This window comes from Streptomyces sp. NPDC030820 (assembly GCF_055572075.1).
In genome coordinates, this window is sequence record NZ_JBVIEB010000013.1 from 192,916 (window position 1) to 205,419 (window position 12,504).

Annotated in this window: 11 protein-coding genes; 8 read left to right on the forward strand and 3 right to left on the reverse strand. The window is 71.1% G+C overall.

What is annotated here, in order from left to right:
• Positions 1-84: 84 nt before the first annotated feature.
• The 3 genes from ACZ418_RS32185 to ACZ418_RS32195 all read left to right on the forward strand — a co-directional run bounded on the left by ACZ418_RS32185 (position 85) and on the right by ACZ418_RS32195 (position 1,867).
• Positions 85-636 (forward strand): YciI family protein, encoded by a 552-nt coding sequence (locus ACZ418_RS32185; protein WP_468370074.1) that lies wholly within the window; start codon positions 85-87, stop codon positions 634-636.
• A 418-nt stretch (positions 637-1,054) separates the two neighbouring features.
• Entirely contained in the window at positions 1,055-1,312 is a 258-nt protein-coding gene (locus tag ACZ418_RS32190) for a hypothetical protein (protein WP_468370076.1), read from the forward strand.
• Between the two features lie 150 nt (positions 1,313-1,462).
• The gene (locus tag ACZ418_RS32195; protein WP_468370078.1) at positions 1,463-1,867 is read left to right on the forward strand and encodes a VOC family protein; all 405 of its coding nucleotides are present in this window, start codon (positions 1,463-1,465) and stop codon (positions 1,865-1,867) included.
• 777 nt (positions 1,868-2,644) lie between these two features.
• Here ACZ418_RS32195 and ACZ418_RS32200 read toward each other — a convergent pair.
• Both ACZ418_RS32200 and ACZ418_RS32205 read right to left on the reverse strand, forming a co-directional pair.
• Positions 2,645-3,628 (reverse strand): alpha/beta hydrolase, encoded by a 984-nt coding sequence (locus ACZ418_RS32200; protein ID WP_468370081.1) that lies wholly within the window; start codon positions 3,626-3,628, stop codon positions 2,645-2,647.
• Positions 3,629-3,753: 125 nt separating this feature from the next.
• Positions 3,754-4,677 carry an SDR family oxidoreductase gene (locus ACZ418_RS32205; protein ID WP_468370084.1) on the reverse strand — a complete coding sequence of 308 codons (924 nt, stop codon included), beginning with the start codon at positions 4,675-4,677 and terminating at the stop codon, positions 3,754-3,756.
• Between the two features lie 137 nt (positions 4,678-4,814).
• Between ACZ418_RS32205 and ACZ418_RS32210 the strand changes: the two genes are divergently transcribed.
• Positions 4,815-5,072 (forward strand): helix-turn-helix domain-containing protein, encoded by a 258-nt coding sequence (locus tag ACZ418_RS32210; protein ID WP_468370086.1) that lies wholly within the window; start codon positions 4,815-4,817, stop codon positions 5,070-5,072.
• Positions 5,073-5,107: 35 nt separating this feature from the next.
• The gene (locus ACZ418_RS32215; RefSeq protein ID WP_468370297.1) at positions 5,108-5,431 is read left to right on the forward strand and encodes an acyl-CoA-like ligand-binding transcription factor; all 324 of its coding nucleotides are present in this window, start codon (positions 5,108-5,110) and stop codon (positions 5,429-5,431) included.
• Positions 5,432-5,550: 119 nt separating this feature from the next.
• Here the strand turns inward: ACZ418_RS32215 and ACZ418_RS32220 are convergent, their stop codons facing one another.
• A complete protein-coding gene (locus ACZ418_RS32220; RefSeq protein ID WP_468370089.1) occupies positions 5,551-6,390 on the reverse strand; it encodes a Tn3 family transposase in 840 nt (279 codons plus the stop codon).
• Between ACZ418_RS32220 and ACZ418_RS32225 the strand changes: the two genes are divergently transcribed.
• The 3 genes from ACZ418_RS32225 (at position 6,376) to ACZ418_RS32235 (ending at position 12,440) form a co-directional block, all read left to right on the forward strand.
• On the forward strand, positions 6,376-6,807 hold the full coding sequence (locus tag ACZ418_RS32225) for a hypothetical protein (protein ID WP_468370092.1): 432 nt from the start codon (positions 6,376-6,378) through the stop codon (positions 6,805-6,807). The two genes, ACZ418_RS32220 and ACZ418_RS32225, sit on opposite strands and share 15 nt — an antisense overlap.
• 390 nt (positions 6,808-7,197) lie before the next feature.
• The gene (locus ACZ418_RS32230; protein ID WP_468370300.1) at positions 7,198-11,271 is read left to right on the forward strand and encodes a molybdopterin-dependent oxidoreductase; all 4,074 of its coding nucleotides are present in this window, start codon (positions 7,198-7,200) and stop codon (positions 11,269-11,271) included.
• A 152-nt stretch (positions 11,272-11,423) separates the two neighbouring features.
• A complete protein-coding gene (locus ACZ418_RS32235; protein WP_468370095.1) occupies positions 11,424-12,440 on the forward strand; it encodes a cytochrome c oxidase assembly protein in 1,017 nt (338 codons plus the stop codon).
• The last annotated feature ends 64 nt before the right edge of the window (positions 12,441-12,504 follow it).

Consider the following 12,504-nt stretch of genomic DNA (forward strand, 5'->3'; position numbering starts at 1 on the left):
CGAGGCGAGACCCGAGGTGCCCACTGAGTCGTTCTCACCGATAACCGCTGTGCTGTGGCGCCCCGGGACCGACAGACTGCGCGTATGGAATTCTTCTGCTACCACCGCGATCGGCGAGGCTCGCTCGCGCAGCGCATGGAGCTGCTGGAAGCGCACTGGTCCTACATGGACCGGTTCGACAAGGAGATGATCGCCCGCGGCCCGACCCTCACCGACGACGGCGAAGTGCCCACCGGCAGCGTGCACATCGTCGACCTGCCCGATCCCGCCGCCGCCCGCGCATTCGCCTTCGACGAGCCCGGCTACCAGGCCGGTGTGTACCGTGACGTGCTGCTGCGCCGATGGCACAACGTGCTGGGCCGCACCATGTGGGACTTTCCCGGAGGGCGCACCGGCGGCCGCCGGTACCTCGTGCTCGGCCTCGGCCAGGGAGTGGCCGCCGACCTCACCGTGCCCCCGGAGCACAACGAGCTGATCGCATACGGGCCACTGCTGTCCGACGACGGCAACACCTGGCTGGGTACCGCAGCGCTGGTCCGGGCGCCGGACCCGGCCACGGCGCGCGCCGTGCTGACCGTGGACCGGTATGCCGACATCGAGGTCCACAACTGGCAGTTCGGCGGACGGCAGTCCTGAACGGGTACCGATCAGCTGCCGGTGCAGCTCAGGCGTTGCAGTGCCGTCAGGTCGGCCGGCTCCTGGGCGCCACCGTGGGCGTCGGCGGCGGGACGTCGAGGGGCCCTTCGCTGGTTCGCTCACCGGAGCGTCGCCGGACTCGATGCGACGGGCAAGCGGCACAGGCATGCCGACCCCCGGGCCCAGCCGGCTCTCGCCTCGACGGTCATCCTGTTGAACACGGCTGCCGCGAGACCGCATTCCTCGTGCGACGACCATGACCTGAGCGGCCGTCAGAACGCGGAAGTCTTTGCCCGGGCCGATGCGTTTCTTGGGCTGGACGCGGCATGACGGTCTGCTGGCGTACATGTTCCGCCTCTCGGATGTCGGTGCACGACGCGCACCCGCTCGCCGACTCGACACAGTCCGAGGAGAAGCCATGTCCCGACGTCCGGCCCACCCCGCACGTTCCGTCACGGCGGCCGCGGCCGCGCCCGGCTCCGCGCACCCGGCTGCCCGGCATGTCCTGCTGCTGTCCGTCGACGGTCTGCACCAGTCCGACCTTGCCTGGTACATCGCCCGGCACCCCCACTCGGCGCTCGCCCGGCTCACCGCCGGCGGTGAGCAGGCCCTGGGTACTGGTGGGCTCGCGTATTGGACTGTCGCCAGTTCTCGACCTGGCCTGGGTATGGGGTGACGCTCCGTGGCCGAAAAGGTCTACCTCCTCGGAAGATGCCTCGACGGCGTGGGCGCTGCTGTTTAAGATCATGCGCACGCATCGCGTGTCGGTCACCGGCTGGGTGAGACATGGAGGTGCCGTGAGGTGCCTTACGGAGGCATTCCACACATGTCAGTCGAGTTGAATCACACCATCATCCATGCCCGGGACAACCGGGAGTCGGCCGAGTTCCTGGCGCGCATCCTGGGGCTTGAGGTCGGGACCGAGTGGGGCCCGTTCATTCCCGTGGCCACCAGCAACGGGGTCACCCTGGACTTCGCCGCCATTCCGGCGGAGTCGATCGTCATGCAGCACTACGCGTTCCTCGTCTCCGACGAGGAGTTCGACGCGGCCTTCGCGCGGATCCAGCAGGCCGGGATCACGTACTACGCCGATCCGCATCTGAAGCAGCCTGGAGAGATCAACCACCACCACGGTGGGCGCGGCCTGTACTTCATGGATCCGGCCGGGCACGGCATGGAGATCATCACGCGGCCCTATGGCAGCCACGAGCAGACACCGACGGCTTCGTGAGGCAGTGGCAGGTCAGGTCGTGCCCTGGCCTGCCACTCCGTTGCCCGGTTCAACTGCCGTGAGTATCTTGCGGAGTCCAGCCTGCGGGTGGTCGTGTGTGGTCGCCGGGGGCGTATCGGCTCCATGCCCCGCCGACCTCGTTGCGGAGCCGGGCGGTGGTCTTGTCGTGGTAGCCGAGGGCGTCCGCGACAACGGGGGCGGGCAGTTCGAGGAGCTGCTGCCGGATAGCGGCGCCGCGGGCCGCGGCGGTCGGGACCCCGACCTCGTTCAGGAGCGCGGACAGGTGATCCGGGCGGGACGGTTGGCCTGCCCGGCGCCCTGGGAAGAGCCCGAAGCCAGCCCCTACATGGACCACGATGAGACCCGAGGCGCGGGTATCGTCACCTCCGGAGACCACGCTCAAGTCCGCAGGTCCGCGGCCCCATTGCCCTCGTCTCCTCGGAGATTCGCAGACTGTCGCGAGTTAGAATCGGATGCAATTGGCGGCGGTCGGAGTATCGGAACGGGAATTAGCGGTAGCGGCTGACGCGGCGCCGTGTCAGCGAGCGGGTTCCGTCGTCGGCGTGCGCGGGCTGGGAAGTTCGCCGGGCTGGAGGTCGGCGAAGTCGGTGTGTGCCTGTTCGATGGCTTCGGGGTATGCCTCGCGCTTGGCGTGCTCGGCGAGCGCCCGGTAGATGCTGGCGACGGACGGGTTCTGTCCCTTGCGCTTCCCAGTGGGGATGATCAGGTCGGGCTGGATCTGCTCGACCGACTCCCCGTTCGCCCGGCGCCGGACGCTCAGGGCTGACGGGCAGTGAACTGGCGGCGCAGGTATCCGTACCAGGCGTGGACGTACGCGGCACTCACCGCGGCTTCGGGAGCGAAGAGGTCCCAGGCGTGGTAGGCGCCGGGGTACAGGTGCAGTTCGACGGGCACGCCGCTGGCCTGGAGCCTGGTCGCGTAGCTCAGGTCCTCGTCGCGGAAGACGTCGAGTTCGGCGGCTGCGATGAAGGTGGGCGGCAGGCCGGTGAGGTCCGTCGCGCGGGCGGGTGCGCTGTACGGCTGCACCTCGTCGGCGTCGGCGCGGTCCCCGAGGATCAGGTTCCAGGCCAGGATGTTGGTCGCGCGGTCCCAGATACCGATGTCGGTGACCTCGTGACTCGAAGCGGTGGTGTTGCGGTCATCGAGCATCGGATAGCTCAGCGCCTGGAACAGCGGCGCCGGCTCGCCCTGGTCGCGGATCATGAGCGCGGTGGCTGCGGCGATGCCCCCGCCGCCGCTTTGCCCGGCCAGGGCGACGCGGCCCTCGTCGATGCCGAGCGCGGCTGCCTGACTGCGAAGCCAGCGATAGGCGAGCAGTCCGTCCTCGGCGGCGGCCGGGGCGGGCGCCTCCGGTGCGAGCCGGTAGTCGACGGAGGCGACGATGCAGCCGACCTCCAGGACCAGGTGCTTGAGGGTGGGATCGTCCTGGGCCGCGTACCCGAGGACCTGCCCGCCGCCGTGGAACCAGAGCAGCACCGGAAGCGGCCCGGCTGCCTCGGTGGGCCGCAGCAGCCGGATGGGGAGGGTGGATCCGTCCGGGCGGACCACGGCGACCTCTTCGACCGACACGGACGGCTCGTCCGGTATCTGGGCCGCGATCGCCTCGGCGAAGGCGCGGACGCCTGCGCGCGTGCCCTCCAGGTCGCTGAGGTCGAACACCCCAGCCTCCGTCATCGGCACCGCCTTCAGGACCTCGGCGAGTTCGGGGTCGAGCCGCTCGTGTGCGTTCTTGGTGTTCATGTCGTTCGTTTCCTCTCGGCTGCGCAGCAGCCGGTCGTACAGGGGGGATGGTGGGTCGTTTGGACCGGTTCCGCCGGGCCGTCTGGATGGGCGAGGTGACCGGACCGGGATGGAGAAGAGGGGCCTCAGCGCGGGGTGGTCGCGGGGGCGTCGAAGTAGTGGCCCTGGCCGAGGTCGTCGATGAGGCCGGGCTGGACGGGCTTCCAGCCCAGGAGGTCGCGGGTCAGCGTGCTCGAGGACGGGTTGTCGGCCTGGGCGTGGGCGCTCAGGAAGCCGAAGTGGGCCTCGGCCTGGGTCGGCGGGATGCTGACCACGGGCAGGTTCAGGCCGCGGCCGATGCCCTCGGCGATCTGGCGGAAGGTGATCCCCTCGTCGTCGACGGCGTGCAGCCGTGACCTGGCCGGGGCGGATTCCAGCGCCAGCCGGTACAGGCGTGCCGCATCCAGCGTGTGCACGGCGGGCCAGCGGTTGGCCCCGTCGCCGACGTAAGCCGAGACGCCCTTGGAGCGGGCGATGGAGATGAAGGTCGGGATGAAGCCGTTGTGGTCGAGCGAGCTGTGCACGGTCGGAGTGAGCCGGACGACGGACGACCGGATGCCGCGCTCGGCGAGTGCGACCACCGCGTTCTCGGCGTCGATCCGCGGTCCTGCGTCGAGCACGTCGGCCTCGGTGAGGACGCCCTGCAGTCCCGCGAAGGCGAACAGCGCGGTTCCCGACGTGGCCACCAAAGGCTTGCCGGTGCCGGCGAGCGCGTCCCCGAGCGTGTTGATGGCGCGCAGATCCGCTGCGACCGCGCCGTCGAAGTCGCCGGCGAACATGGCGTCGTGCTTGAAGGCCAGGTGGATGACCCCGTCGGCCGCAGCGGCGGCCACGGCGAGGCCGTCGAGATCGTCGAGGTCGCCTCGGTGCACCTCAGCGCCAGCAGCCGTCAACGCGGCGGCGGACTTGTCCGAGCGTGCGAGCCCGACGACCTGGTGTCCCGCTTCGAGGAGCTCAGGGACGACGGCGGAGCCGAGATGTCCGGAGGCTCCAGTGACGAATACGCGCATGGTGTTGCCCTTTGCTGCGGGCTCCCCACCAGGGGCGAAGAGCCGTGATGTCAGTTCGTGACATCACCGTAGCACCCATGTCAGCCTCTGTCATCACTTTGATGTCAGATTCTGTCATCGGTGGGTAGGATCGGAGCATGAGCCGATGGAAACCCGACGCACGAGGCCGCCTGGAGAAGGCGGCGATGGAGCTCTACAACGACAAGGGCTTCGAGGCCACCACCGTGGCGGAGATCGCCGCCCGGGCCGAGGTCACCGAACGCACCTTCTACCGGCACTTCGTCGACAAACGGGAAGTCCTCTTCCAGCCCAACGCCCTCGCTGACGTCCTCGCGCACGCCACGGCCACCGCCGCCGCCCCTCTGGCGCCACTGGAGGTGATCACCACGCCCTGACCGAAGCCGCTCCGGTCTTCGAAGAACGGGCAGAACTGGTACGGCAGCGCCAAGCCGTCATCGCCGCCAATCCCGAACTGCAGGAACGTGAACTGGCCAAACTGGCCTCACTCGTCTCCACCCTCGCCCACGCGCTTCGGGAACGCGGTCTGGATTCCACCACCGCAGCACTCGCGGCCGAAATCGGGATCGCCGCGTTCAAGGTCGCCTTCGAACGCTGGATCGACGACCCCGACCGGCACACCCTCGCCCAGCACATTCGGGAAACCCTGGACGCCACCAGGCACCTCGCCGCGCCCGCCGAACATGCCGCCGCGACCGACGACGGGAGCCTCCCAGGCCAGGAGAACGTGGCATGAATGCGGTGGGCACCCCGAGCAAGGGGCCCGCGGCTAACCATCCTCTCCGTCGCCCGTCGCGTCGTCTCCGTACGGGTCGCGCAGCCGCCGCAGGCCCGGCGCCGGCGGCCGGGTGAAGGCTAGCGGCCGAGGAAGTTGATGTGGTCGTACTGGAGCGGGGACAGCCGGGCGAGCAACTCGTCGGTGACGGGAAAGCCGTCGGCCGCGAGCTGCTTGACGGCGGCGTCGATGTAGAGGCTGTTGAACAGCACCACGGCGTTCAGCGCCAGGCCGAGCGCGCCGAGCTGGTCCTCCATGCCCTCGCGGTAGTGCTGGCGCAGTTCGCCGCGCTGACCGAAGAAGATCTTCCGGGCGAGGCGGTGGCGGGCCTCGGTGACGTTGAGCTGGGCACCGATCATCCGCCGGTACCCCTCGTCGGAGACGAACTGGAGCAGGTGCAGGGTCTTGAAGATCCGCCCGTAGTGGGCGAATGCGTCGCCGAGCCCGGTGGGCTTGCCGTCGCGGGAGAGCATGCGGATCAGGTCGTGGCCGCGGATCTCCCCCAGGGTGAGCGACCCGGCCACGCGGAGCATGTCGCCCCAGTGGGCGCGTATCCGGTCCAGGCGGATGGTGTGGTTCGAGACCGGCTGGAGCGGCCCGTAGTCGGCCGTGGTGTTCGTGCGCCACAGCCGGGCGTCGGAGATGTCGGCGATCCTCGGCGAGAACTGGTAGCCGCAGATCGCGAACAGGCCGAAGACGATGTCGGAGTACGACGCGGTGTCCGTGATGACGGTCTCCGGCTTCGGCCCGCCGTCGCGGGCGTGGATGGCGTCCAGGATGAACAGCGAGTCGCGCAGCGTGCCCGGCACGACCACGCCGCCTAGCCCCATCACCTGGTCGTTTACCACGTTTAGCCAGGTGGCGCCCTTGTACCGCAGGCCGAAGTACCGGGGATTCGAACCCGCGTGCAGGGTCTGCACGGGGACCGTGAAGCGGACGCCGTCGGCGGAGGCGACCAGGCCGCCGCCCCAGGCCCCGCCCTCCTGCCGGCCGGCACGACCAACTGCGCCGGCGCCAAGCCCGGCGCCGAGCTCGACCTCACCGAGGACCTCGACAAGAACCAGGACTCGCTCGAGGTCGGCCGGGGCCTGAGCGGACTGCCCGGCAGCATCCTGCAGATGACCGGCAACGCCGACACCGCGGTCCTGCGCGACGACCGCGGCCGCCTCGTCGACGCCGTCTCCTGGGGCCGCCGCAGCCACCGCGCCGAGGACCTGGACCGCCGCGACGAGGCCGGATGGCACGACGGCGGTCTCCGCCACCACGGCGACGGCCACTACGTCCCTGGCGCCGGCGACTACCACCCCGGCGACCACGTCGGCGGCTACCGCCGCTGATCCGCCGACCCGCGGCCCGCGCCGCGGGTGCACCACCGCCGACACATGTGCACGGGTACAGCAGCCCCGGACGGCCTCCTCGCCGACCGGGGCCCCTGCCTGGCGTCGGCGGCACGCAGGCCATGAGCCGGGCCGGACCTCGGCGCCGACGCGGGTGGCCGGCGTGCCCCTGGCCGGGGCTCACACCCTGCTCCCGAGCCCTGTGCGGCGGGCGTAACCCCTGATGATCAGGCGCCGAGACACCTCCGTAATGAGCGGTTCGTACCGTCACGAAGGGTGGGATCGGGTCGAGCACAGGAGAGGGAGGCGCCCGTGGCCGCGCCGGGCTCGCGGAGCGAGGGCACGACGAAGGTGCGGACGGTCTGCTCGTACTGCGGCGTCGGCTGCGGCATGGTCCTCGACATCGGCAGGGGACCGGACGGGCGGCGTGCGGTCCTGAAGGCGACGGGCGACAAGGAGCACCCGGCGAACTTCGGCCGGCTGTGCACCAAGGGCGCGACCACCGCCGACATGCTCGCCGCGCCGGGCCGGCTCACCACCGCCCTCGTCCGGCCGGACCGCGGCGAGGAGCCACGGCCCGCGCCCCTCGCGGCCGCCGTCGCCGAGACCGCCCGGCGCCTGCGCGCGATCATCGACGAGCACGGCCCCGACGCGGTCGCCCTCTATGTCTCCGGACAGATGAGCCTGGAGGCGCAGTACCTGGCGAACAAGCTGGCCAAGGGCTTCATACGGACCAACCAGATCGAGTCGAACTCCCGGCTGTGCATGGCGAGCGCCGGCACCGGATACAAGCTGTCGCTCGGAGCGGACGGGCCGCCCGGCTCGTACCAGGACTTCGACAAGGCCGACGTGTTCTTCGTCATCGGCTCCAACATGGCCGACTGCCACCCCATCCTCTTCCTGCGCATGATGGACCGGGTGAAGTCGGCGGGCGCCAAGCTGATCGTCGTGGACCCGCGGCGCACCACGACCGCCGCCAAGGCCGACCTCTTCCTGCAGATCAGGCCCGGCACCGACCTCGCCCTGCTCAACGGTCTGCTGCACCTGCTGCACGCGAACGGCCGCACGAACCCCGAATTCATCGCCGCGCACACCGAGGGCTGGGAGGCAATGCCCGCCTTCCTCGCCGACTACCCGCCCGCCACCGTCGCCGAGATCACCGGCCTTCCGGAAGCCGGCATCCGGGAGGCCGCCCGGCTCATCGGTGAGGCGGGGGAGTGGACGAGCTGCTGGACGATGGGCCTGAACCAGTCCACGCACGGCACCTGGAACACCAACGCCCTGGTCAATCTGCACCTCGCCACCGGCGCGATCTGCCGCCCGGGCTCCGGACCCTTCTCCCTGACCGGCCAGCCCAACGCCATGGGCGGCCGGGAAATGGGCTACATGGGGCCCGGGCTGCCCGGACAGCGCTCGGTCCTCGTCGATGCCGACCGGGCCTTCGTCGAGGAGCTGTGGGAACTGGAACCGGGGACCCTGCGGGCCGACGGCGTCGGCAAGGGCACGGTCGAGATGTTCCGGAAGATGGCCGACGGGGACATCAAGGCGTGCTGGATCATCTGCACCAACCCGGTCGCCTCCGTCGCGAACCGCAAGACGGTCATCGAGGGCCTGGAGGCCGCCGAGTTCGTCGTCACCCAGGACGTGTTCACCGAGACGGAGACGAACGCGTACGCCGATGTCGTCCTGCCCGGCGCGCTGTGGACCGAGACCGAGGGCGTCCTGGTCAACAGCGAGCGCAACCTCACGCTGGCCCAGCCGGCCGCCGATCCGCCCGGCGAGGCGACGGCGGACTGGCGGATCATCGCCGCCGTGGCCCGAGAGATGGGTTACGAGAAGGGCTTCGCGTACGACAGCGCCGAGGAGGTCTTCGAGGAGATCAAGCGCGCCTGGAACCCGGCGACCGGCTGGGACCTGCGCGGAGTGAGCCACGAGCGGCTGCGCACCACCCCGGTGCAATGGCCGGCGGCGAGCGAGGAAGGGCCCGACCGCAACCCGATCCGGTACGTCGGAGCGGACGGCTCGCCCACCTTCCCGACCGCGAGCGGCCGCGCGGTCTTCCACGCCCGCCCGCACATCCCGGCGGCGGAGCTGCCCGACGACGACTACCCGTACGTCCTCAACACCGGCCGCCTCCAGCACCAGTGGCACACCCTGACCAAGACGGCGAAGGTGGCCAAGCTGAACAAGCTCGACCCCGGACCCTTCGTGGAGATCCACCCGCAGGACGCGGCCGAACTGAGCCTCGCCGACGGGGACTCGGTGGAGGTCGCCTCGCGGCGCGGGCGGGCCGTGCTGCCCGCGGTCGTCACCGACCGGGTGCGGCCCGGCTGCTGTTTCGCGCCGTTCCACTGGAACGACCTGTTCGGCGAGTACCTCAGTGTCAACGCGGTGACCAGCGACGCCGTCGACCCGCTGTCGTTCCAGCCCGAGTTCAAAGTGTGCGCGGTCGCGCTGAGCAAGGCCCCCACCCCGGTGACGGTGCGGACTCCAGCCCTCGTCGGCACCCTGGCCACGGCCTCGGCCGAGGCCGCCCCACCGTCCGCCGCGCCGTCCACCGTGTCCGCTCCCTCCGTGTTCGGGCTGGAACCCGCACCGCCACCGGTCCTGGCCGAACACGAACGCCGCTATCTGACCGGCTTCCTCGCCGGCATCCCGTCCGGCTTCCCGGGCGTGCCGGTGCTGCCGCCGGACGCCCCCTTCAGCCCGGAGCACGCCCTGTGGGTGAACGGCGTACTCGCCGGGATGTACTCCAGAACCGAAGCACCGTCGGCCACCGCCCACGGCCCTGCCGGCACCGTCCAGCCCACCGCAGACTCCCTTCGCCGTCAGGTCGTGATCCTCTGGGCGTCGCAGACCGGGAACGCGGAGGAGTTCGCGAGCGCGGCCGCGGAACGGCTCACTGCGGACGGCCATCCCGCCTCCCTGGTGCCCATGGAGGAGGCCGACCCCACCGCGCTGCCGACCGACGCCGACCTGCTGCTCATCACGAGCACCTTCGGCGACGGCGACGCCCCGGACAACGGCGCCGGATTCTGGGACGCCCTCGCCGCTCCGGACGCGCCGCGCCTGAACGGCAGGCGCTACGCGGTCCTGGCCTTCGGCGACTCCTCCTACGACGACTTCTGCGGCCACGGCCGCCGCCTCGACCGGCGCTTGGCCGAGCTCGACGCGATACCGCTGGCCCCGCGCACCGACTGCGAACCGGACTACGAGACGGCGGCCGGGGCCTGGCTCGACCAGGTGCGCACCGCGCTGAAGAGCACCGACCGGCCGGTCCCCGCCCCGGCCGCCTCGGTCTCCGCGGCACCCACGGCTCCCACAGCTCCTCGGCCGAGCCGCCGGCCCGCCCCCGTCACCGCCCGCCTCACCGGCAACCGCCTGCTCAGCCTGCCCGGCGCGGGCAAGGAAGTCCGCCGCTTCACCTTCGACACCCGCGACAGCGACACCCCGCTGGTCTACGAGGCCGGGGACGCCCTGGCCGTCCACCCGGCCAACGCGCCGGACCTCGTGACGGAGTGGCTCGCCGTGACCGGTCTCGACGCGGACGCGGCCGTTCAGGTCAGGAGCGCCGGAGAGCTGCCCTTCGCCGAGGCCCTGCTGCGCCACCTGGACATCACCCGCATCACTCCCGACCTGCTGCGCTTCGCCGCCGACCGGGCCCGCGACCCGCGCGAGCTGCGCAAGCTCCTGCGGCCGGACAACAAGGGCGAGCTGGCGCAGTGGTCCTGGGGACGCCAGGCCGTCGACGTGGTCGCCGAGTTCGGCATCCGGGCCGGGGCACAGGAGTGGGCCGACCTGCTGGGGCGCCTGCAACCGCGCATGTACTCCATATCCTCCAGCCCCCTCACGGACCCCCACCTCGTGTCGCTGACCGTCTCCGTCGTCCGGTACGAGAACCTGGCCGGCCGGCCCCGCCAGGGCGTCTGCTCGCCCTTCCTCGCCGACGCCGAACCCGACGCGCCGGTGCCGGTCCGCGTCCAGCGGGCACCGCACTTCCGTCCGCCCGCCGACCCCGCCACACCGGCGATCATGGTGGGCCCCGGCACGGGCATCGCACCCTTCATCGGCTTCCTGGAGGAACGCCGGGCCCGCGGCCACCGCGCCCCGAACTGGCTGTTCTTCGGCGAACAGCACCGCGCGACGGACTTCTACTACGAGCAGGAGCTGACCGCGTTCCTGGCCGAGGGCACCCTCACCCGTCTGGACACCGCCTTCTCCCGCGACCAGCGCGCCAAGGTCTACGTCCAGGACCGGATGCGCGAGCACGGGCCCCTGCTCTGGTCCTGGCTCCGCGACCGCGCCCACTTCTACGTCTGCGGCGACGCCTCCCGCATGGCCAGGGATGTCGACCAGGCCCTGCGCGAGATCGCCACCGTCCACGGCGGCCTGGACGAGGCGGAGGCGGCGGCGTACGTCAAGCAGCTCGCCGCCGAGAAGCGGTACGTGCGGGACGTGTACTGACCGAGGCCTTACGCGCGCCGGTCCCGCCGACCCCGCATTTCACCCCGGCGTGCGGCACCCTGATGCCCGCCGCCGGGCCGCGGGGGACTAGCGTCGTCCCGTCATGGATCCGAGCCGGTTCTTCCATGTCGAGCCGAAGGAGGACGATCTGCATGGATGGTCACGCGATGACCGAACTGTCGGCGGGCCAGCTCCCCGAGCTGACCACAGGGCGTCTGCTGTCCACGTGGCACCTGGACGTCCCCGCGCTGCTGCTGGTCATCGCCCTGGGCGCGCTCTACGGCTGGGGCGTCGCACGGCTGCGCGAGCAGGGTACGCCCTGGCCGCCCGCCCGTGTGATCGCGTTCGCGCTGCTCGGCCTGGGCGCGCTGGTGGTGGCCACGATGTCCGCCCTGGCCGTCTACGACCACGTGCTGTTCTGGCCGGCCGCCGTGCAGAACATCCTCCTCGACCTCGTCGCACCCCTGGGCCTGGCCCTCGGCGATCCGCTGCGGCTCGCCGTCGAGGCGCTGCCGGAGGGTGCCGCCGTACGAGTGCGCCGGGCCATGACCGGCCGCCTGGTGCGGGTGCTGACGTTTCCGCTGGTCAGCACCGCCCTGGTGCTCGGCACCGAGCTGACGGTGTACTTCACGCCGTACTTCGAGACCGCCCTGCGCGTGGGCTGGCTGCACGAGCTGATGTATCTGCACCTGCTCGCGGCCGGCAGCCTGTTCGTCGTACCGGTGCTGACCCGCGAAGAGGCGCTGCCGGCCTGGTGCACCCACCCGGTACGAGCGGCGCTGGTGTTCCTGGACGGGATCGTCGACGCGGTCCCGGGAGTCGTGGTGATGACGCACAGCACGCTGATCGCGGGCGCCTGGTACCTGCACCATGCGCCGAGCTGGTCCCCGGACGTCCAGCATGACCAGCAGGTCGGCGGCGGCGCGATGCTCAGCATCGCCGAGCTGGTCGCGCTGCCGTTCCTGCTGGCGCTGCTGTTCCAGTGGGCGCGGGCGGAGCGGGTCCAGACCGCGGCGCTCGACCGCCGCCTCGACGCGGAACTGGCTCCCGTGCCGGCACCCTCCCCGGACCACGGCCAGGCAACTGCTCCCGAACGGGTACGCCCCTGGTGGGAGACCGAGCAGAACGAGGTGGCCGCGCGGATCCGGAGCCAGCACCGGGAGAAGTGAGCCCTCCGTGATCGCGTGTGCACGGTTCGGTTCGCGCCGAACGGTCGGCGCGCTGGGAACAACA